Here is a 20,701-nt window from a genome sequence, read left to right as displayed (position 1 = left end):
CCCATGGCACAAATGACGATGATCCAAGCGATCACTGACGCAATGCGCGTCGAGATGAAACGCGACGAGCAAGTTCTCTTGTTCGGTGAAGACGTCGGTAAGAACGGTGGGGTATTCCGTGCGACAGAAGGTCTTCAAGATGAATTAGGCGAAGACCGTGTCTTCGATACACCACTTGCCGAGTCTGGTATTGGTGGCCTTGCAGTCGGATTCAGCTTAACTGGTTTCCGTCCAATCATGGAAATCCAATTCTTCGGTTTTGTTTTCGAAGTATTTGATTCTGTAGCGGCACAACTCGCACGTTTACGTTACCGTTCAGGCGGCACGTACAGTGCACCTGTTACAATCCGTTCACCATTCGGTGGCGGTGTTAAAACACCTGAGCTTCATGCAGATAACTTGGAAGGATTAATGGCTCAGTCACCAGGACTTAAAGTCGTCATCCCTTCAACTCCGTATGATGCAAAAGGTCTTTTGATCGCATCAATCCGCGATAACGACCCAGTCGTTTTCCTCGAGCACATGAAACTGTACCGTTCATTCCGCGGTGAAGTGCCAGAGGGCGACTACACGATCGAACTTGGAAAAGCAGACATCAAACGTGAAGGTACTGACGTGACAATCGTAACGTACGGTGCAATGGTTCACGCGTCACTCAAAGCTGCTGAAGAGCTTGAAAAAGAAAACATCAGCGTTGAAATTATCGATTTGATGACAATCAGCCCGATTGACATCGATACAATCGTTGAGTCAGTCAAGAAAACGAACCGTGTTGTCGTTGTTCAAGAAGCTCAAAAACAAGCAGGTGTGGCTGCAATGGTCGCAACTGAAATTCAAGAGCGCGCAATTCTTGACCTCGAAGCACCGATCCTTCGTGTTGCGGCACCTGACACAATCTTCCCGTTCGCACAAGGTGAAGATTCATGGCTTCCGGACCACAAAGATATCGTCGAAAAAGTAAAAACTGTTTACAACTTCTAAGAGTGAACCGGAAAAAAGGAGAGAGGCAATTCTCTCCTTGCTTCCGTTTTAAAGATAACAATCGACCAGAAGAGTGAAATAAAAGGAGGCTAATTCAAATGGGTTTATTTGAATTCAAATTACCGGATATCGGTGAGGGTATTCACGAAGGTGAAATCGTAAAGTGGTTCGTTAAAGCAGGCGACACAGTAAAAGAAGATGACATTCTTCTTGAAGTACAAAACGATAAAGCAGTCGTTGAAATCCCGTCACCAGTTGATGGCACAGTCAAAGAAGTAAAAGTCGACGAAGGCATCGTAGCCGTCGTTGGTGACGTATTGATCACGTTTGATGTGGAAGGCGAAGGTTCAGCTCCTTCTGAAGAAGAAGCACCGGAACAACCTAAAGCAGCAGACAACGCAAAAGATGTCCAAGACACAGATAAAAAAGTCGAAGACAAGCCAAATGAAGTTCAAATCCATAAATCAGAACGCGTTATCGCAATGCCTTCAGTGCGTAAATATGCACGCGAAAAAGGCGTCGACATCCGTGAAGTTCAAGGTTCTGGTGACAACGGTCGCGTTGTCAAAGAAGACATCGATGCATTTGCAAACGGTGGACAATCTTCAACTGCACCAGCAGCAGAAGAAAAAGCACCGGCAGCACAAGCTTCAGCATCTAAATCTGAAGTGAAACCGTATGTTGCAGCTCAACCTGAGCTCGAAACACGCGAGAAGATCAAAGGAATCCGTAAAGCGATTTCGAAAGCAATGGTCAACTCGAAACATACAGCCCCACACGTTACATTGATGGACGAAGTCGATGTTACGAATCTTGTTGCACTCCGTAAAAACTTCAAAGAAGTTGCGGCAGCACAAGGTACGAAATTGACGTATCTTCCATTCGTTGTAAAAGCATTGACTGCTGCAGCTAAAAAATACCCTGCAATCAACGCGTCAATCGACGATGTGAACGAAGAAGTTGTTTACAAAAACTACTTCAACATCGGTATCGCAGCAGACACAGACAATGGTCTTGTTGTTCCTGTCGTCAAAGATGCAGACCGTAAATCAATCTTCGGATTAGCAGATAACATTAACGACCTTGCTGGTAAAGCACGTGACGGTAAACTTTCTGGGGACGAAATGAAAGGCGGATCGATCACAATCACAAACATCGGTTCTGCTGGCGGACAATGGTTCACACCTGTCATCAACCACCCAGAAGTTGCAATCCTCGGTATTGGCCGTATCGCTGAAAAAGCGGTCGTCAAAAACGGTGAAATCGTTGCAGCACCAGTACTTGCTTTGTCATTCAGCTTCGACCACCGTCTCATCGATGGTGCTACAGCACAAAACGCGCTTAACTTGGTTAAACGTCTGTTAAACGACCCACAACTTCTCATTATGGAGGGATAAGCAATGGTAGTAGGTGAATTCGCACAAGAAACAGATTTACTCGTAATCGGGGCTGGCCCTGGTGGTTATGTCGCTGCAATCCGCGGTGCGCAACTCGGACTTAAAGTAACAATCGTCGAACGTGAAAACGTCGGTGGTGTTTGTTTGAACGTCGGATGTATCCCGTCAAAAGCCTTGATCACAGCTGGACACAACTTCCAACATGCAAAAGGTTCAGATTCAATGGGAATCACATCTGAGAACGTCGCTGTCGACTTCTCAAAAGTTCAATCTTGGAAACAATCAGTCGTCAACAAATTGACTGGTGGTGTCGGTGGCCTTCTTAAAGGTAACAACGTTGAAACAGTCGTTGGGGAAGCTTACTTCCAATCTGAAGATACAGTTCGTATCATCAATGAAGATTCTTCTACACCTTACAAATTCAAAAAATGTATCATCGCAACAGGTTCGACTCCAATCGAACTTCCAGCTTTCAAATGGTCAAAACGTGTCCTTTCTTCAACAGGCGCTTTGAACCTTCCTGAACTTCCGAAAAAACTCATCGTCATCGGCGGCGGGTACATCGGAATGGAACTCGGAACAGCGTATGCTAACTTTGACACTGAAGTTGTCATCTTAGAAGGTACAAAAGATATCCTTTCTGGATTCGAGCCTGCAATGACGCAAGTCGTTAAGAAAAAGCTTAAACAAAAAGGAAACATCACGATTCACAACGAAGCACTTGCACAAAGTGTCGAAGAGACAGAAGAAGGCGTGAAAGTTACGTTTGAAGTCAAAGGTGAAACACAAACTGTCGAAGCGGACTACGTCCTCGTCACAGTCGGTCGTCGCCCGAACACATCTGATCTCGGTCTTGAAATGGCAGAAGTTAAAGTCAGCGAACGTGGACTCGTCGAAATCGACGATCAGTGCCGTACGTCGAACGAAAACATCTACGCTATCGGGGACATCGTTCCTGGGCCGCCACTTGCACACAAAGCTTCATTCGAAGCAAAAATTGCTGCTGAAGCAGCTGCTGGACATCCGGCATACCTCGACTACAGCGCGATTCCTGCGGTTGTCTTCACAGACCCAGAACTCGCAACAGTCGGTTATACGGAAGCACAAGCAAAAGAAGAAGGACTCGACTATATTGCGTCTAAATTCCCTTACGCTGCAAACGGACGTGCTCTTGCACTCAACGAGCCAGACGGCTTCTTGAAAATGATCACACGTAAAGCAGACGGTCTCTTGATTGGTGCTCAAATCGCCGGTACAGGCGCATCTGACATGATCGCAGAGATGGGACTCGCAATCGAGTCTGGTATGACAGCTGAAGATATCGCACTCACAATCCACGCGCACCCTTCACTCGGTGAAATCGCAATGGAAACTGCTGAAGTTGCAATCGGTAGCCCAATCCACATCATGAAATAAGCCAAAAAACCTTAAGCGGGGAGCCGACCGCTTAAGGTTTTTTTGTGTCGTTTAATCTGTCTTTAAAACAGGAAAAGGATAAAAAAAGAAAGGGTGAGACAAGATGGAATCTCAACTGTCGCCACTTGAAGAACTGTATCATGTCTCAGAAACGGATAAAGTCAGGTTTATCGGGATGACAACGGAACAAGCGCGGTACGATTTTGGTGTCGTCTTTACCAAACAGTTTTTCGGGAAGGTGTTAGTTGTCAGTCTCACGAGCGGCCGGGCTGCTTTACTCGATCATACAGATGTTCTCGAGGCGGATGCCATGACGCGTCTGCTCGGGATCGAACCGGTGGATGCCGAGGCGGTCGGAGAATTTTTAGCGACGCTGTTGCCGGATGTACCGAGTTATGAGCAGGCAGATTAAACGAGGTTGACTTCTAAAAGAATAATTCCTGTTTAAACGAGACAAGGGGGCAGATTCGGAATCTGCCCCCTTTATCTATTGGAGAAGCTGACTTTTAGGGTCAGCCGCTTATTATGAACGAAACTTAACGAATTGCATTCGATTGTTGAATGACTTTAATGGTCTCAAGTGTATGATCTTCGAGTCCTTGGACAGGAAGACCGGCTTCGATATTTTCTTTGATGTACGCTAAATTGTCTGTCGTAATCATTTCACCCGGAATGAAAATCGGAATGCCGGGTGGATAGACCATCATGAACTCTGCCGAAATCCGGCCGACAGCGTCTGCAAGTGGAATGGTTTCCGTTTCTTCATAAAAAGCATCACGCGGACTGAGAGCGAGTGCCGGAATGTCGGGTAAGACGATCGAGTGAGAAGATGTTTTAGCCCCTGTATCCCGATGACGCTCTACGAGATCAGCCATTCCTGCAAGCAAGGCATCAATCGTCTCTTCCGAATCACCGGAAGTGATGATCAGCAAGATGTTGTTTAAGTCGGACAGTTCCACTTCGATGCGATGTTCGTCCCGTAAAAATTCTTCGACAAGATGACCGGAGATGCCGAGTCCTTTGACGGAAATCAGAACTTTTGTCGGATCAAAGGCAAATGTCGCACTGGAATGAAGGTCCGATTCACCAAATACTGCGAGATAAGGAAGTTTTGCCAGTCCCATCCGCATCCGTGTCGCCAGTTCGAGCGCGCGACGGTTCATCGCTTCTCCGTTGATCGCGAGATGCCGGCGGGCGCAGTCGAGTGATGCCAGTAAAAGATACGACGTAGAAGTCGTCGTCAACATCGACAGGACAGCTTGTACTTTATCCGGCGAGACGAGACCGCGGCGGACATTCAAGACGGAACTGCCGGTAAGTGATCCTCCTAATTTATGAACACTTGTCGCAGCAAGATCTGCACCAGCCTGCATCGCAGAAAGCGGCATATCATCGTGGAATGCGATGTGAACGCCGTGTGCTTCGTCGACGAGGACGGGGATGCCTTTGCTATGAGCAAGGGTGACGATGCTCTCTAAGTCACCTGCAACGCCGAAGTACGTCGGATTGATGACGAGGACCGCTTTTGTATCCGGGTGAAGACTGAGGGCACGCTCGACGGCGCTTGGTGTGATACCGTGAGCGATACCGAACATTTCGTCAAACTCCGGGTGAATGAAAATCGGGTGCGCTCCAGAAAGAACGATAGCCGACATGACCGATTTATGAACGTTCCGAGGAACTAGAATTTTATCATCCGGACCGACGACACTCATGATCATTGCCATGATGGCGGTCGAGGTTCCTTGAACGGAGAAAAATGTTTCGTCTGCATGAAAGGCTTGGGCTGCTAGTTGATGTGCATCCTTGATGATTCCTTTCGGATGATGTAAATCATCGAGTGGCGCGATATTGATTAAATCGATATCAAGCGCGTTTTGACCGATGAATGATCGAAAAGCAGGATCCATCCCTTGGCCATTTTTATGACCGGGAATATGAAATTGAATTGGTTGACGTTTCGCATGCGCAAGCAGCGCATCGAATAAAGGTGTATCGAGCTGTGTTAAGCTTTTTGTTTGCACCAGATTTCCCCCCTTAAAACCGAATAAAAAAACAATCAAACAAGCTAACTATAACAAGTTTTCATAAGGTTGCAACTGTTTTATGTTCGATTTCGTTGTAAAATAGGAAGCGTCAAGAAAGGAAGTGTCACAATGGCGGTCAATTATCCCATTAATCCGGACTGGTCGACGGACGAAATCGTAACAGTCATCCAATTTTTTAATACGGTCGAAGAGGCTTACGAAAAAGGAATCGATCGAACGTTCTTTTTAAAGGCCTACCAGGATTTTAAAACCATCGTCAATTCAAAGTCGGAAGAAAAACAGCTTGATCAGTTTTATTTTGAAGAGACTGGATGTTCGAGCTACCGTGCAGTTCAGCAGGCAAGAAAACAAACCGATGCTTTGTTACGTTTGAAAAAGTAACGAAATCCGTATCATCAAACAACCTCTTTTCTGACTGTCCAGAAGAGAGGTTGTTTGTTTAGAAAAAACAAAAACTGGTTATATACTACATACAAGACGATATCGTACAACTGTAAAATTTAAAAATAGACACTTTACATCTAAGTTAAATCGTACTATTATGGATTCAATCCACTAATTAGTCGCAATTGTCTGATAACTAAGTTTTTTATCCCGCGAAGGAGTGTGGTTACTGTGAAACAAGTGATTGAAGCATACAAAAGAAAAGATGCAGAAAAACGCATTCCTGTATTGCGCCTTGAAATCGATTATGAACTTGCGACTTTACATGATGCAATTGTAGCAAGTGATACGGAAGCGATGGGTGCCAGTAAGGAACGTCTTGAAAAATACCGCCAAGAGATGGTTCGTCTTGAAGCGTAATCAAGATGATCTTCTTAAAATAGAATAAACGATAATAAAATAATCCCAAAATCAACCAGCGAAATTTTTGTTGGTTGATTTTTTTTGTTATCATGAAAAGGTAGGACGGTCTAAAGGAGACGGAAAGGGTGAGTCGGATGCAAGGGATTGAGTTACATGCGATCGATCTAATCAAGCGGGCGGGAAAGTATATCCGTCAAAAGATGGATCAAGCGTATCATATAGAAGAAAAAACAAATAAAAGTGATCTTGTCACGGAAATTGATCAGCATGTGGAGGATTTACTGATTCGAGGAATTTTGGATCGGTATCCGGATCACCATGTGTACGGAGAAGAAGGACGAATTGTTCGTCCGGATACGTTAGAAGGCACGGTCTGGTTCGTGGATCCGATTGACGGGACGATGAACTTCATTCGTCAAAAACGGTTATTCGCCATCTCGATTGCCATTATGGTAGAAGGAGAATTACGTTACGGATTCGTCTATGACGTGATGGCAGATGAACTGTTTCATGCCATTAAAGGGCAGGGGGCTTACGAAAACGGAATCCGGCTTGCACCAATCAAGGAAAGACCGGTCAATGAAGCGATTATCTGCATGAATGCGACATGGGTGACGGCAAACCGGCGAATCGATTCCAACCTGCTCGCGCCTCTTGTCCGTGATGCGGTCGGTGTTCGGGCAGTCGGTGCGGCTTCACTCGAACTCGCCTGGGTTGCGGCAGGTCGGGTCGACGGATATATTACGATGCGGAACATGCCGTGGGATTATACAGGGGGACAAGTCTTGATTGAAGAACTCGGCGGACGTGTCGGGACAATCGAGGGAGCGGACATGACGTATCTTGAACAAACGAGTGTATTGGCAGGAAGCCGGCAATTCGTTGAGGATGTCTTAACGTACGTGCAAAAATAAAACGCCCCTAGAGGGCGTTTAAGCTTGTTTACGTAAACGAGCTTTCAAGACGAAGCCTACTCCCATTGTTCCGATAGTTAAAAGAAGTGAGACGACAATCATAAGAACGTTTTGCTCCGCGATAAAAATACCGATGGCAGCCATTGAACCGACTGCGATAATGGCTAACAATAAAAAAAGAATCCGCATTTGTCATTTCCCCCTCACGATACATAAACTCGTCTTTAGTTTAGCGTGAATCAGGGACAATGAAAAGGCTTTCGCTGTCATCTTCAATCGAAGTGATTGCCAACTACCAGTCAACCTGTGCTATACTCTTAAAGTTGACCGAAAGTATTAATGGATTATTTAAATGAACAGAAAGAGGTACACACCTATGACAACATTAGTAAGAAACGATTTACGCAACGTCGCGATCATCGCCCACGTTGACCATGGTAAAACGACACTCGTCGATGAGCTTTTAAAACAATCTGGAACATTCCGTGCGAATGAACTAGTCGAAGAACGCGCAATGGACTCAAATGATATCGAGCGTGAGCGCGGAATCACGATCCTTGCTAAAAATACCGCAATTGATTACAAAAATACACGTATCAACATCGTTGATACACCAGGTCACGCCGATTTCGGTGGTGAAGTAGAACGTATCATGCGTATGGTTGACGGCGTTATCCTCGTTGTCGATGCACGTGAAGGCTGTATGCCACAAACACGTTTCGTATTGAAAAAAGCACTTGAACAAGGTCTTCAACCAATCGTCGTCGTCAATAAAATTGACAAACCGATGGTCCGTCCACTCGAAGTTGTTGACGAAGTCGTCGACCTCTTGATCGATCTTGGAGCAGATGAAGATCAACTCGAATTCCCAGTCGTTTATGCATCGGCAGTCAACGGCTCAAGTTCATTTGACCCTGAACTTGAAAATCAAGAAGATACAATTACAAACGTTCTTGATTTGATTCTTGAACACACACCGGCTCCTGTTGACAACAGCATGGACCCGTTACAATTCCAAGTTACAATGCTCGACTACGATAACTATCTTGGTCGTATCGGAGTAGGACGCGTTTTCCGTGGAGAAATCAAAGTTGGAGACAGCGTTTCGCTTTCTAAACTTGATGGATCAATCAAAAACTTCCGTGTTACAAAATTATTCGGATACTTTGGTCTGAAACGTGTTGAAATTGAAGCTGCAAAAGCTGGAGATTTGATTGCAATCGCAGGTATGGAAGATATCAACGTCGGTGAAACGGTTTGCCCGACTTCACACGTCGATCCACTCCCATTACTTCGTATTGATGAGCCGACTCTTCAAATGACGTTCATCGTTAACAACTCGCCATTCGCTGGTCGTGAAGGTGACCTCGTCACTTCGCGTAAAATCGAAGAGCGTCTTGAAAAAGAACTTGAAACAGACGTTTCGCTCCGTATCGAAAACACAGATTCGCCGGACCGCTGGATCGTATCTGGCCGTGGTGAGCTTCACCTCGGGATTTTGATTGAAAACATGCGTCGTGAAGGATACGAAATTCAAGTATCTAAACCGCAGGTAATCATCAAAGTTGAAGACGGCGTTAAAGTTGAGCCGTTTGAGCGCGTTGTCATTGATACACCTGAAGAGTACACAGGTGGTGTCATGGAATCGATCGGTCTCCGTAAAGGTGAACTGACGAACATGCAGACAATGGATAACGGACAAACAAAAATGGAATTCATCGTTCCTTCACGTGGATTGATCGGATACCGGAATGAATTCTTATCTGCAACACGTGGATACGGAATCATGAACCACACGTTCGAAGAATACCGTCCGTTCATCAATGCAGACATCGGTGGACGCCGCAGTGGAGTTATGGTCTCAATCGAGACGGGTAAAGCGACTGCTTATGCAATCTCTGCACTCGAAGACCGCGGAACAATCTTCATCGAGCCAGGTCTTGAAGTTTACGAAGGAATGATCATCGGTGAATGTAACCGTGACGTCGACCTCGCTGTTAACGTTGTTAAAGCGAAACAATTGACGAACATGCGTGCATCTGCGAAAGATACAACAAACGTTCTTAAACGTCCACGTGTCTTCTCACTTGAAGAATCATTAACATTCCTGAATGAAGATGAGTACTGTGAAATCACACCGCAATCAGTTCGTCTTCGTAAACAAGTATTAAACAAAAACGAACGTGAAAAACAAGACAAGCGCCGTCGTCTTGGTAAAGACTGAGCTCTTAACACGTAAGGGGGACTGGCAATGACTGCACAACCTGCCGTTGCTTCTGATTTCTCGAAATTTGATATTCCTGCCGTTGCGAAATTGCTTGGTGTGGGAAGTGACCCGAACAACTTGAGTGCCGGATTTAATGCACTGATGATTACGGTCGTCATCTTGACGTTAATCGTTTTTAAATTAGGTTTTGCGAAAGAGTTAGCCTGGTGGAAATCACTGATTGTCTATTTGTTACTCGCGGTATTTTCTGCTGCTTTAACACTCGTCTTTTGGACATGGCCGATTCCTGAAGTCTTACTTGCGATGGTCGTCATTCTCGGAATTTACCGATTCCGGATGTGGATGGTCAAACGTGAGCGAGAACGAACTGCTTCTTGATCATAAATCAATAAAAAAGTCCCGTTTCCTTTTGGAAGCGGGACTTTTTTGTGTGAAATGAATGGAAACGTAATCCGTGTTCGATTGCAGGAATAGTTTGCGGCAGGTTCGGGAAAAAAACAGCAAGAGGTGATCGAGATGATAAACCGAAGCTTAGGCATTTCGTGTGGTCTTGTGATTGTATTAGCCGGATGTTCGGAAACGACGACTAAAGATTCATCAAAAACAGTTCCCAAAACATCGGAAACGGTCAAAAGTGATATCATTTTTAAAAATTTAAGGACACCATGGAATATTGAGAAAAACCAAGAAGTGTTTTATATTACCGAACGGGAAGGGACAATTGTCAAAGGCACTGAAGGAAACTACAGCCGGACGGATCTCGAACTGACCGAACCGGTTGTTGCGCAAGGGGAAGGCGGACTGCTCGGGATGGCGCTTGATCCGGACTTCTCAAAGAATCGAACAGCATATGTCTATCATACGTATGAGAAGGATGGCGCGCTCTGGAACCGCATCATAGCGATTAAGGAAGAAAAGGAATCCTGGAAAGAACAACGGGTACTGCTCGATAAGATCCCCGGTGCCACGATTCATAACGGTGGCCGCATCGAAATAGGACCGGACGGATTGTTGTATGTCACGGCCGGAGACGCGGCAGTCCCTGAAAACGCTCAAAAACTCTCTTCTTTATCCGGAAAAATTCTCCGGATGAAACTCGATGGAAAACCGGCGGACGGGAATGTAAAAGAGTACATCTACAGTTACGGTCACCGGAATCCACAAGGTTTGGTGTTTGTCGACCAAACCCTGTATGCAACGGAACACGGACAGAACGGACACGATGAAATTAACCGGATCGAACAAAAAAATTACGGGTGGCCGTTGATTGAAGGAACGGAAAAGCAACAAGGGCTCGTCACACCTTGGTATGAAGTGGGCGAAAAATCAATTGCGCCGAGCGGAGTAGCGGAACAAAACGGGAAACTGTATTTCGGGACGCTGGTCGGTCAAAGTCTCCGGTCGATTGAGACGGAGTCGTCGAAAGTGGAACAAATCGTGACGGATCGCGGGCGCATTCGGGACGTGATGACGGACGGGAAGGAACTTTATTATGTGACGAACAATACAGATGGACGAGGAAATTCGTCGGATGAAGACGATGTGCTGGTTCGTCTTAAGCCATAAAAAAACTACTTTGATCATTCAAAGTAGTTTACCATCTTTTTTTAGTTGTCGCCCATGTCGGATAAAGGTTAAAATGTCCGGTTTCTTGGCGCGCGATGGTCCGCTCAGTGACACGTTCATGACATTCATCGCATATGTAGACGCGTACCGGTTTATTTCGCAGTCTTTTTGCTGTAAAGGACCAGTCATCGATGGTTTCTCGTTTATCGCAGATGGTGCATTTGACACGCATGGGAGGTCCCCCTTTTTTTCTTAGTATATCATATTTAAGAATTGTTCAACTTGAAAAAGGGATGCGAATATATAGTATCGAATAGTAATAAAATAAGGAACAGAGGGGGTGGTACCATGGCAAATAAAGTGGAACATCGTCTGAGTGAACAGCAGATGAAGGCATTAACAGATTTACCGCTTGTGTTTTTAATCACACATGATCAGAGCAAAAGCTGGCCGATTACACATGCCATCAGTTGGGTGTATGCAAAAGACGAAACAACGATTCGCTTTGCGATTGAAGCAGATTCATTACTTGTCAAAACGTTAGCTGACCATCCTGTTTTTACACTTATTTTCTTTGCTGATCAGTCGACGTACAGTTTAACATGTACGGATGTCGCAGCCTGGGAAACGACAGCACGCTTACCGTTAAAGGTAGCGCTCTATGAAGGACAGATAAAAGAGGTCCGCGATATCTTATTCTACGGAGCCGCTGTGTCGGACCGGCCGCGTGTGTATAAAACGTACGATGAAGCAGCCGCGATGCAACTTGATCAACAAATTCAAGACATTTTAAAAGGATAACATTCATCAAAACTCGACTCTAAAGGAGCGAACGATGGAATGAAAAAAATATATGTGCTCGATACCAATGTCATGCTACATGATCCATTGTCTCTGTTTCAATTTCAAGAGCACGATGTCGTGATTCCGGCCATAGTCTTAGAAGAATTGGACGGAAAAAAACGAAATATGGATGAAGTCGGTCGAAATGCCCGGGAAACGGCACGGATTTTGGATCAATTGCGGGAAACGGGACACCTTCATGCCGGTGTTCCACTCGGGAACGGCGGAATTCTTCGGGTCGATATTGGAGATTCCATCAGTGAAGTGTCACCGTTTACGCATGAGTCCAACGACAATAAGATTCTGGAACTCGCCTGGTCGATTCACCGGGAACAAAAAGAACAGCAAAGCGGACGGGATGTCATCCTTGTTTCAAAAGATATCCTCGTCCGGGTTAAAGCGGATGCTTACGGATTAGTCGCAGAAGACTATTTGACCGATCACATCGCTGATCTGACCGGACTATATACGGGTTTTGTGGAATTGACCGTCGACCAAGAATACATCGATGCGTTTTATCAGGATAAACGATTATCGGTCGATGTTCTTCCGGAAAAAGTACATCCGAATCAATTCGTCATTTTAAAAAGTAATATGTCAAAAGCATCGGCAATTGCCGTCGTCGATCAGGAATTGCCGATCATCCGGGCTTTATCACTCGATATCGATCAAGTCTGGGGTGTCGTTCCGCGGAACGTTCAACAGCGGATGGCATTTGAACTGTTGCTTCGGGATGATGTGCCGCTTGTCACACTTGTCGGGAAAGCGGGAACCGGAAAAACATTACTGGCACTCGCAGCAGGGCTGTTACAGGTGGAAGATGAACACCGGTATAAAAAATTAGTTGTTGCCCGTCCGGTCGTACCGATGGGGAATGATATCGGATATTTGCCGGGAGAAATGGAAGAAAAGCTCCGGCCCTGGATGCAACCGATTTATGATAACTTGGAACATCTGTTCAATACGAGTTCCGGTGATGAGCTGGGGAACATTTTGGCAGGAATGAAATCGATTCAACTGGAAGCCCTGACTTACATCAGAGGTCGGAGCATGCCGGGACAATTCATCATTATCGATGAAGCGCAAAACCTGACGAAACACGAAGTGAAGACGATTTTGACCCGTGTCGGTGAAAACTCGAAAATTGTATTGGTCGGTGACCCGCAGCAAATTGATCATCCGTACCTGGATGAATATTCAAACGGATTGTCTTATGCAGTCGAGCGGTTGAAAGGTGAAAAGATGACAGGACATGTCAAACTGGTGAAAGGCGAGCGGTCAAGTCTGGCTCGTTTGGCAGCCGACTTGCTGTAAGCTCAACTACAAAAAAAGCCATTCTGTTTCCTTCAAGTCAGAAGAAACAGAACGGCTTTTTGTCGTTTCCGGATTACACGACAGTGATGCGAGTAACGGAGCGGACGATTTGATCACGATAAAGCAGATGGACAGGACCGTCGCTTAAAACTTTTCCGTCTTTTGAAAACTGTAAGTACAGTTCCGGTAACGTACTGAGATTGAGCTCGACTGTTTCTGTTCCTTCAAAGCGTAGCGCGGAGGCACCTTCAAGTGTCTCGGCATTTTGAATGAACGGTGCAAGCGGCATGGCAAACGTTCCCCGTAAGGCAGCATCTTTTTCTTCGCGCGTCATCGGTTTGTTGTGGTCCGTTCGACTGCCCTCTGTGATCCCTTTATCCCAAGCAGCCCCCATCTTGGCATAATAGGCTTCTTGTGCGTTATCCCCGACTTCTTTTCCAATATGGTCGACTTCAATCTTCCGTTCATCGAAGATCCAAACCGTCGGGTCGATTGTGAGTGGATAGCGGACGTTACCTGTAATCGGAAAAATCATCATTATTCCCCCTAAATGTATGAGTCGTGCAAATCCATTATACCGAAACGTTGAATTGTTGGCGAAAGTAAGGTAAAGTTTAGCTATAACAGGAACGCGTCATTTGATGAGGAGGGATTGGATTGTCAACTGAAATCGGGACAGTTCATCGCCAGCGCGCTCTTGAGCTACTAGAAGCGGATTCCCATAAAATCCGCCGGTTGATCGAGGTCCAGCTTGCGAATTTAACGATGCCACAATGTCCTCTTTATGAGGAAGTATTGGATACACAAATGTTCGGATTGTCACGCCAAATTGATTTTGCCGTTCGTCTCGAACTGATTGATGCGAGTGAAGGGAAACAATTACTCGACTCATTAGAACAGCAATTATCTGATTTACATGATGCGGAGACGTGCTGATTTTCTACTCAAACGTGAAATGCGGCGTTTGGGTATTTTTTTTTAGAACTAGGAATTAGAAAAAGGACGTGTACATAATGCAATCGAAGTTTAAGGAAAAACGTGCGTTTTTTGATTATCGCCTCTTCTTCACGATGCTGATCCTGATGGCCATCAGTACGGTGATGGTCTACAGTGCCAGTGTCTGGAACGGCGGCGATTACGCGAATACCTCATTTTTTGAAAAACAATTGATGTTTGACGTGATGGCGATTGTTGTCTTTTTGTTTGTCGCTCATTTAAATCATGAGACGTTCCGAGGACCGCTCGCTCGGTTGGGTTTATATCTCATTACATTCGGGATGTTGACGGCAACTCTGTTTGCTGCCCCGTTGAACGGAGCACGTGCCTGGTTAAATTTTGGGATTTTTTTGATTCAGCCGATTGAGCTGTGTAAATTTGTTCTTGTCATCGGTCTCGCCAACTACTTTGATCAAAAACATAAAGGACAGATGAACGGTGTGATTGGGATTGTCCATCATTTCATTCATCGGCAAATCGCACCCGATTCATCCGGCAAACGGATTTTGCTTAGTTTTACGGACTGGATCTTGATTCCGATGACCGTGTTGTTGGCTCCTTACGCCATTATTATCCGAATGCAGCCGGATGACGGAGGATTGTTTATCCTTCTTTTGATTTCGGCCATGATTCTTTTTGCAGTCGGCTTGCCGCGCGGGTATATCGCTGTTGCCATCGTATTTGCATCAGGAGTCGGTCTGTATGCCTGGAACAATTTTTCCGCCAATCAGATGGAACGGATTCAAGCCATCTTCAATCCATTTTTAGATGCCGAAGGAAAAGGGTATCAACTGATTAATTCGGTCATCTCGATCGCTCATGGAGGATTCTTCGGAGTCGGTTTGGGGAACAGCTTTCAAAAGTACGGTTATCTGCCGGAGCCGGAGACCGATTACATCATGTCAATCATCTCGGAAGAACTCGGATTCGTCGGGGTTCTCGTTGTTCTCGGACTGTTGTTCTTTTTAATGTGGCAAGGGGCGCTGATTGCCCGGCAATCTGCTTCGATTTATTCGAGTATGGTGGCGTTCGGCATTTCGTCGATCATCTTTATCCAAACCGGTATCAATATCGGGGCGATGTCCGGTCTGTTTCCGGGGACGGGTGTGACGTTACCGTTTATCAGTTACGGCGGGTCTTCACTGCTTGTCATGAGTACGATGCTTGGGGTCGTGGCAAATATTTCGATGCAAAACAAGCACCGGATAGCGTATCATAAAGAAGTACAGGAAGCACGAAAGATGAGTGTTACGAGTTCATTACTTAAAGGGGGAGCATCAGTTGACTAAAATCAAAAAGATTCTTGTCGCCAACCGCGGAGAAATCGCGATTCGCGTATTCCGTGCGGCAACCGAACTCGGGATTCGGACAGTCGCTATTTATTCACGAGAAGATATGGGGTCGCTTCACCGGTACAAAGCCGATGAAGCGTACCGAATCGGTGAGGGAAAAAAACCGATCGAAGCATACCTTGATATCGAAGGAATCATCGAGACTGCCAAGAAGGCACAATGTGATGCAATCCATCCAGGTTACGGATTTTTGTCAGAAAATATTGAACTCGCTACTCGCTGTCGGGAAGAGGGGATTATCTTTATCGGTCCCCGAGAAGAACATCTCTACAGCTTCGGTGATAAAGTCCGTGCGCGGACGACAGCCATCGAAGCCGGTTTACCCGTTATTCCGGGAACGGACGGTCCGATCACATCGATTGATGAAGCGTATGCTTTCGCTGAAAAAGCAGGTTATCCATTAATGGTCAAAGCTTCTCTAGGCGGCGGCGGACGCGGGATGCGTGTCGTCCGGACAGAAGAAGAGTTGCCGGAAATGATTGAGCGGGCAAAATCGGAAGCTTTAAAAGCATTTGGTTCAGATGAAATTTACGTTGAAAAATTGATTGAACGTCCGAAACATATCGAAGTTCAAATCATCGGGGATGCCCACGGCAATATCGTTCATTTGTTTGAACGCGATTGTTCCGTGCAACGCCGTCACCAAAAAGTCGTCGAAGTCGCGCCGTGTGTCACGTTATCGGACGAAGGACGCCAAAAGATCTGTGAAGCAGCGGTAACGTTGATGAAGCATGTCGGCTATGAGAATGCCGGTACGGTTGAATTTTTAGTGACACAAGACGAGTCCTTCTATTTCATCGAAGTCAATCCGCGTGTTCAAGTCGAACATACGATTACGGAAATGATTACGGGCATTGATATCGTCCAGACACAAATTCGAGTCGCGGAAGGGGAATCACTACATAGTGACCTGGTGGGTATTCCTGCGCAAGAAAATATTCAAATGTTAGGTTTCGCCATTCAGAGCCGGATTACGTCCGAAGACCCGGAGAACGGCTTCCTGCCGGATACGGGAAAAATCAAAGCATACCGTTCACCAGGCGGTTTTGGCGTTCGTCTTGACGGCGGAAATGCCTATGTCGGTGCTGAAATCTCGCCTTATTACGATTCCTTGCTCGTTAAGATTTCGACACACGGCTTAACATACGATCAAGCCGTTGCTAAAATGAGCCGAAACTTAAGCGAGTTCCGGATCCGGGGAATTAAAACCAACATCCCATTCTTAAGTAATGTTCTGAAGCACCACGCGTTCATCAGCGGAGATTACAATACATCGTTTATCGACGACACAAAAGAATTGTTCATCTTCCCGAAACGACAAGACCGTGGTACGAAGTTGCTGACATATATCGGAGAAGTATCCGTCAACGGTTTCCCGGGAATCGGCAAGATTGAAAAACCGCTTGCCCGCGACGTCCGGATTCCGAAAGATCTTCCGGCTGACTATCAAGCAGGTGCGAAAGCGATTCTTGATACGGAAGGCCCGCTTGGTGTCATCAACTGGCTGAAAGCACAAGAACGGGTTCAATTGACAGATACGACTTTCCGTGATGCGCATCAGTCGTTGCTTGCGACACGGATGCGGACAAAAGATTTAGTGGCAATTGCCGAGGCGGAAGCCAAACTGTTGCCGGAACTGTTCTCAGTAGAGGCCTGGGGCGGTGCAACGTTTGACGTGGCATACCGTTTCCTGTCAGAAGATCCGTGGGTTCGTTTGATGCAGTTGCGTGAAAAGATGCCGAATGTGTTGATTCAGATGTTGTTACGCGGAGCCAATGCAGTCGGCTATAAAAACTATCCGGACAATGTCATTCATGCATTCGTCAAGGAAGCCGCGCAAGCGGGTGTTGATGTGTTCCGGATTTTCGACAGCTTAAACAATCCTGAATCCATTCAGCTGGCCATCGATGCCGTCTTGCAGACGGGTAAAATCGCAGAGGCAGCAGTTTGTTATACAGGCGACTTGTTTGATGCGAACCGTCCGAAATATCATCTTCCGTATTACGTTAAACTGGCGAAACAACTCGAAGCGAGCGGTGCCCATATCATTGCCATCAAAGATATGGCAGGTCTGCTGAAACCGGAAGCTGCCTACGCATTAGTCTCGGCGTTAAAAGATGCTGTTGATTTGCCGATCCATCTGCATACGCATGACGCAAGCGGAAACGGTATTTATACGTACGCGCGAGCTGTTGATGCCGGTGTCGATATCGTTGACGTCGCTGCTTCAAGTATGGCGGGACTGACAAGTCAGCCTGCCGGAGGAAGTCTGATTCATGCCCTCAGTGGTCACAAGCGTCAACCGCTCGTGTCGGCACAAAAATTTGAGCAGGTATCGGATTACTGGCAGGATGTGCGCCACCTCTATCAAGCGTTTGAGCTTGATATGTTAGCACCGAACCCGACGGTCTATGATCATGAAATGCCGGGCGGTCAGTATTCGAATCTTCAACAACAAGCGAAAGCCGTTGGACTCGCGGATCGCTGGTCGGAAGTTAAAACGATGTATGCCCGCGTCAACATGTTGTTCGGCGACATCGTCAAAGTGACACCATCTTCGAAAGTCGTCGGTGATATGGCCTTATTCATGGTCCAACACCATCTGACGGAAGAAGATGTTCTGGAACGTGCCAGCAATCTTGACTTCCCGGATTCTGTCGTTGAATTGATGAAGGGCGAGCTGGGTACGCCACCGGACGGCTTCCCGAAACAAGTCCAAGCGGCAATCCTGAAAGGCGTTGAGCCGTTGACGGAACGTCCAGGGAAAATGATGGAGCCACTCAATTTTGATGCCATCAAACATGAGTTGTTCGAGAAACTAGAACGTCCGGTAACAGAATTCGATGCTCTGGCATATGCCCTGTATCCGAAGGTATTCCTTGATTACAGTTCGTATGTCGCACGTTACGGGGATATCTCCGTTCTCGATACGAGTACGTTCTTCCACGGTATGCGTCTCGGGGAAACCATCGAAGTCGAAATCGAGCGTGGAAAAACACTGTACCTGAAGTTGATCCAAATCGGTCAACCGGACGATCACGGTGTCCGTGTCATCTACTACGAGATGAACGGCGTCCCGCGTGAAGTCGAAGTAAAAGATATCAGCATCAAAGAAAGTTCGTCGAGCCGTCCGAAGGCCGATCGTTCGAACCCGAAACAGATTGGTGCTTCGATGCCCGGCAGCGTCTTGAAAGTCCTGGTCGAACCCGGTACCCGGATTCGTAAGGGAGAGCAGCTGCTTGTGACGGAAGCAATGAAAATGGAGACGACGATTCAAGCACCAGAAGACGGTGAGGTTAAATCGGTTCATGTCAAAGAAGGCGAAGCCATCGCGAGCCAAGATTTATTGATTGAATTCGTGTAATGCATAATATGTAACTTAGGATAAATACAGGGTGACGAAAACAGGCAAAACGCATGGCGGATTGCCTGTTTTTCGTTCATCGTCAGTTGATGGAGGAATGAATATGAATATCATCTGTTGGATTCGAAGTGATTTTCGGCTCGAGGACAATCATATGCTGGCACGAGCGGTCGAGTATCTCGAAAAGGACGAACAGGCAAATGTCGAGTTCGTTTTCTGGGTGAACCCGGACTACATCGGAGAGTATGACGCGAGGCAACAGTATTTTTTCCAGGCACTCGAACATTTCGCAAAAAACTGCAAGACCCATGATATGCCGATCCGTTTCATTGAAGGACAGGAAAAGGATTTTCTCGAAGCAACGGAAATGGCGGATGTTCTGTTGTTTAACGCCGAGTACGTCGAACCGTTCAAGAGCCGTGACGACGGCATCATGAAAAAACGGGGCGATAAAAAGACGGAGCGGTTGCTTGACCGCCATCTGCTTCATCCGCATGCCGTCAAAAAAAATGACGGATCCTATTACAAGGTATTTACACCGTATAAAAATGCTTTTTTGAAGAAAGATGTCGATAAACCGTATCCGGTCAAGCTGAATCTTTTAAAGGAACGTTATCACAAACGGCGGCAGAACAATGCCTTTATGCTGGATTATTTTAAGCGGGCGGCATCAGACACCGACTTCGCGGTCGGGGAAGAAACGGCTCGAAAACGTTTACGATCATTCCTTAAAAATAATTTATCTGCTTATGAGGAGCAACGGGATCTGCCGGCCGTCGACGGAACAAGCCTGATGTCCCGATATCTTCGGACTGGTGAAATCGGAATTCGGACGATTTTTGATGCGGTCCAGCAGGAACAGGATTCAAAAGGAAAACAGACCTATCTGACGGAATTGATCTGGCGGGAATTTTACTACACGATTCTCATGCATTATCCGGAATCCAAACGACTGCCGGTTAATGAACAGTATACGAAGATTGAGTGGGAAACGGATGAGAAGGGATTCAAAGCCTGGGCAGAAGGGAAAACCGGGTACCCGATCGTCGATGCAGCGATGCGTCAGCTCAATACGACTGGATGGATGCATAACCGCCTGCGAATGATTGTCGCATCTTTTTTGACGAAGGATTTATTAGTCGACTGGCAAAAAGGAGAACGCTACTTCCAACAGAAACTGGTGGACTATGAAGCAGCGTCGAATATCGGCGGGTGGCAGTGGGCGGCATCCGTCGGTACGGACGCTGTGCCGTATTTCCGTGTCTTCAATCCGACGACCCAGTCGAAGAAATTCGATAAGGATGGAACGTTCATCCGTACCTATTTGCCGGAACTGAAGGATTTGCCGAAAACATCGATTCATGAACCGACGGAACAACAACGAAAAGACTACGATTATCCGATGCCGATTGTCGAGCACGATATGGCCCGGAAACGAGCGATTGCCCGTTTTAAATAAAGCGTATAAAAAAAGGG

The 20,701-nt window shown here is 46.3% G+C and carries 20 protein-coding genes; 16 read left to right on the top strand and 4 right to left on the bottom strand.

The window, feature by feature from the left end; translation table 11 throughout:
* The first annotated feature begins 3 nt into the window (after positions 1-3).
* The 4 genes from EXIG_RS10290 to EXIG_RS10275 all read left to right on the top strand — a co-directional run bounded on the left by EXIG_RS10290 (position 4) and on the right by EXIG_RS10275 (position 4,206).
* Positions 4-981 carry an alpha-ketoacid dehydrogenase subunit beta gene (locus EXIG_RS10290; protein ID WP_012370880.1) on the top strand — a complete coding sequence of 326 codons (978 nt, stop codon included), beginning with the start codon at positions 4-6 and terminating at the stop codon, positions 979-981.
* Between the two features lie 98 nt (positions 982-1,079).
* The gene (locus EXIG_RS10285; RefSeq protein WP_012370879.1) at positions 1,080-2,378 is read left to right on the top strand and encodes a dihydrolipoamide acetyltransferase family protein; all 1,299 of its coding nucleotides are present in this window, start codon (positions 1,080-1,082) and stop codon (positions 2,376-2,378) included.
* Between the two features lie 3 nt (positions 2,379-2,381).
* Positions 2,382-3,794 (top strand): dihydrolipoyl dehydrogenase, encoded by a 1,413-nt coding sequence (gene lpdA / locus EXIG_RS10280; RefSeq protein ID WP_012370878.1) that lies wholly within the window; start codon positions 2,382-2,384, stop codon positions 3,792-3,794.
* Positions 3,795-3,897: 103 nt separating this feature from the next.
* Positions 3,898-4,206 carry an SAV0927 family protein gene (locus tag EXIG_RS10275; RefSeq protein ID WP_012370877.1) on the top strand — a complete coding sequence of 103 codons (309 nt, stop codon included), beginning with the start codon at positions 3,898-3,900 and terminating at the stop codon, positions 4,204-4,206.
* A gap of 124 nt (positions 4,207-4,330) precedes the next feature.
* Here the strand turns inward: EXIG_RS10275 and EXIG_RS10270 are convergent, their stop codons facing one another.
* Entirely contained in the window at positions 4,331-5,818 is a 1,488-nt protein-coding gene (locus tag EXIG_RS10270) for an aminotransferase class I/II-fold pyridoxal phosphate-dependent enzyme (protein ID WP_012370876.1), read from the bottom strand.
* A gap of 132 nt (positions 5,819-5,950) precedes the next feature.
* Here EXIG_RS10270 and EXIG_RS10265 point away from each other — a divergent pair, with 132 nt between their 5' ends.
* The 3 genes from EXIG_RS10265 (at position 5,951) to EXIG_RS10255 (ending at position 7,563) form a co-directional block, all read left to right on the top strand.
* Positions 5,951-6,223: a UPF0223 family protein gene (locus tag EXIG_RS10265; RefSeq protein ID WP_012370875.1), complete on the top strand. Its 273-nt coding sequence runs from the start codon at positions 5,951-5,953 to the stop codon at positions 6,221-6,223.
* A gap of 234 nt (positions 6,224-6,457) precedes the next feature.
* Entirely contained in the window at positions 6,458-6,646 is a 189-nt protein-coding gene (locus EXIG_RS10260) for a YkzI domain-containing protein (protein ID WP_012370874.1), read from the top strand.
* A 137-nt stretch (positions 6,647-6,783) separates the two neighbouring features.
* On the top strand, positions 6,784-7,563 hold the full coding sequence (locus EXIG_RS10255; RefSeq protein ID WP_052294397.1) for an inositol monophosphatase family protein: 780 nt from the start codon (positions 6,784-6,786) through the stop codon (positions 7,561-7,563).
* An 18-nt stretch (positions 7,564-7,581) separates the two neighbouring features.
* On the opposite strand, the gene EXIG_RS15940 is transcribed toward EXIG_RS10255, so the two are convergent.
* Complete coding sequence (locus EXIG_RS15940) at positions 7,582-7,752, bottom strand: DUF5325 family protein (protein ID WP_012370872.1); 171 nt, start codon at positions 7,750-7,752, stop codon at positions 7,582-7,584.
* Positions 7,753-7,939: 187 nt separating this feature from the next.
* Between EXIG_RS15940 and typA the strand changes: the two genes are divergently transcribed.
* From typA to EXIG_RS10240, 3 genes are all read left to right on the top strand, one after another.
* Positions 7,940-9,787, top strand: a complete 1,848-nt coding sequence (gene typA, locus EXIG_RS10250) for a translational GTPase TypA (RefSeq protein WP_012370871.1) — start codon at positions 7,940-7,942, stop codon at positions 9,785-9,787.
* Positions 9,788-9,814: 27 nt separating this feature from the next.
* On the top strand, positions 9,815-10,168 hold the full coding sequence (locus EXIG_RS10245) for a YlaH-like family protein (RefSeq protein WP_012370870.1): 354 nt from the start codon (positions 9,815-9,817) through the stop codon (positions 10,166-10,168).
* A gap of 138 nt (positions 10,169-10,306) precedes the next feature.
* Complete coding sequence (locus EXIG_RS10240; protein ID WP_012370869.1) at positions 10,307-11,356, top strand: PQQ-dependent sugar dehydrogenase; 1,050 nt, start codon at positions 10,307-10,309, stop codon at positions 11,354-11,356.
* 28 nt (positions 11,357-11,384) lie between these two features.
* Here EXIG_RS10240 and EXIG_RS10235 read toward each other — a convergent pair whose 3' ends face one another.
* The gene (locus EXIG_RS10235; RefSeq protein ID WP_012370868.1) at positions 11,385-11,588 is read right to left on the bottom strand and encodes a YlaI family protein; all 204 of its coding nucleotides are present in this window, start codon (positions 11,586-11,588) and stop codon (positions 11,385-11,387) included.
* A 116-nt stretch (positions 11,589-11,704) separates the two neighbouring features.
* On the opposite strand from EXIG_RS10235, the gene EXIG_RS10230 reads away from it, so the two are divergent.
* Complete coding sequence (locus EXIG_RS10230) at positions 11,705-12,157, top strand: PNPOx family protein (RefSeq protein WP_012370867.1); 453 nt, start codon at positions 11,705-11,707, stop codon at positions 12,155-12,157.
* Between the two features lie 39 nt (positions 12,158-12,196).
* Complete coding sequence (locus EXIG_RS10225; protein WP_012370866.1) at positions 12,197-13,513, top strand: PhoH family protein; 1,317 nt, start codon at positions 12,197-12,199, stop codon at positions 13,511-13,513.
* A 73-nt stretch (positions 13,514-13,586) separates the two neighbouring features.
* Here the strand turns inward: EXIG_RS10225 and EXIG_RS10220 are convergent, their stop codons facing one another.
* On the bottom strand, positions 13,587-14,048 hold the full coding sequence (locus EXIG_RS10220) for a hypothetical protein (protein WP_012370865.1): 462 nt from the start codon (positions 14,046-14,048) through the stop codon (positions 13,587-13,589).
* Between the two features lie 122 nt (positions 14,049-14,170).
* On the opposite strand from EXIG_RS10220, the gene EXIG_RS10215 reads away from it, so the two are divergent.
* The 4 genes from EXIG_RS10215 (at position 14,171) to EXIG_RS10200 (ending at position 20,684) form a co-directional block, all read left to right on the top strand.
* Positions 14,171-14,449, top strand: a complete 279-nt coding sequence (locus EXIG_RS10215; RefSeq protein ID WP_012370864.1) for an Fpa/YlaN family protein — start codon at positions 14,171-14,173, stop codon at positions 14,447-14,449.
* 77 nt (positions 14,450-14,526) lie between these two features.
* A complete protein-coding gene (locus tag EXIG_RS10210; protein WP_012370863.1) occupies positions 14,527-15,798 on the top strand; it encodes an FtsW/RodA/SpoVE family cell cycle protein in 1,272 nt (423 codons plus the stop codon).
* Positions 15,791-19,225: a pyruvate carboxylase gene (locus EXIG_RS10205; protein WP_012370862.1), complete on the top strand. Its 3,435-nt coding sequence runs from the start codon at positions 15,791-15,793 to the stop codon at positions 19,223-19,225. The genes EXIG_RS10210 and EXIG_RS10205 overlap by 8 nt, the downstream gene beginning before the upstream one ends.
* Before the next feature lie 103 nt (positions 19,226-19,328).
* On the top strand, positions 19,329-20,684 hold the full coding sequence (locus tag EXIG_RS10200; protein ID WP_012370861.1) for a cryptochrome/photolyase family protein: 1,356 nt from the start codon (positions 19,329-19,331) through the stop codon (positions 20,682-20,684).
* Positions 20,685-20,701 lie beyond the last annotated feature (17 nt).

It is taken from the genome of Exiguobacterium artemiae 255-15, assembly GCF_000019905.1.
Taxonomy (GTDB): Bacteria; Bacillota; Bacilli; order Exiguobacteriales; family Exiguobacteriaceae; genus Exiguobacterium_A; species Exiguobacterium_A artemiae.
Note: the sequence above shows the minus strand (reverse complement) of the source record. Positions and strands in the feature narration are given on the sequence as shown.

Excerpts from the sequence above, each read along its gene's own strand:
- EXIG_RS10235 (WP_012370868.1), bottom strand. The coding sequence starts at position 11,588 with ATGCGTGTCAAATGCACCATCTGCGATAAACGAGAAACCATCGATGAC.
- lpdA (WP_012370878.1), top strand. The coding sequence starts at position 2,382 with ATGGTAGTAGGTGAATTCGCACAAGAAACAGATTTACTCGTAATCGGG.
- EXIG_RS10265 (WP_012370875.1), top strand. The coding sequence starts at position 5,951 with ATGGCGGTCAATTATCCCATTAATCCGGACTGGTCGACGGACGAAATC.
- EXIG_RS10200 (WP_012370861.1), top strand. The coding sequence starts at position 19,329 with ATGAATATCATCTGTTGGATTCGAAGTGATTTTCGGCTCGAGGACAAT.
- EXIG_RS10285 (WP_012370879.1), top strand. The coding sequence starts at position 1,080 with ATGGGTTTATTTGAATTCAAATTACCGGATATCGGTGAGGGTATTCAC.
- typA (WP_012370871.1), top strand. The coding sequence starts at position 7,940 with ATGACAACATTAGTAAGAAACGATTTACGCAACGTCGCGATCATCGCC.
- EXIG_RS10255 (WP_052294397.1), top strand. The coding sequence starts at position 6,784 with ATGCAAGGGATTGAGTTACATGCGATCGATCTAATCAAGCGGGCGGGA.
- EXIG_RS10230 (WP_012370867.1), top strand. The coding sequence starts at position 11,705 with ATGGCAAATAAAGTGGAACATCGTCTGAGTGAACAGCAGATGAAGGCA.
- EXIG_RS10225 (WP_012370866.1), top strand. The coding sequence starts at position 12,197 with ATGAAAAAAATATATGTGCTCGATACCAATGTCATGCTACATGATCCA.
- EXIG_RS15940 (WP_012370872.1), bottom strand. The coding sequence starts at position 7,752 with ATGCGGATTCTTTTTTTATTGTTAGCCATTATCGCAGTCGGTTCAATG.
- EXIG_RS10245 (WP_012370870.1), top strand. The coding sequence starts at position 9,815 with ATGACTGCACAACCTGCCGTTGCTTCTGATTTCTCGAAATTTGATATT.
- EXIG_RS10275 (WP_012370877.1), top strand. The coding sequence starts at position 3,898 with ATGGAATCTCAACTGTCGCCACTTGAAGAACTGTATCATGTCTCAGAA.
- EXIG_RS10240 (WP_012370869.1), top strand. The coding sequence starts at position 10,307 with ATGATAAACCGAAGCTTAGGCATTTCGTGTGGTCTTGTGATTGTATTA.
- EXIG_RS10290 (WP_012370880.1), top strand. The coding sequence starts at position 4 with ATGGCACAAATGACGATGATCCAAGCGATCACTGACGCAATGCGCGTC.
- EXIG_RS10210 (WP_012370863.1), top strand. The coding sequence starts at position 14,527 with ATGCAATCGAAGTTTAAGGAAAAACGTGCGTTTTTTGATTATCGCCTC.
- EXIG_RS10220 (WP_012370865.1), bottom strand. The coding sequence starts at position 14,048 with ATGATTTTTCCGATTACAGGTAACGTCCGCTATCCACTCACAATCGAC.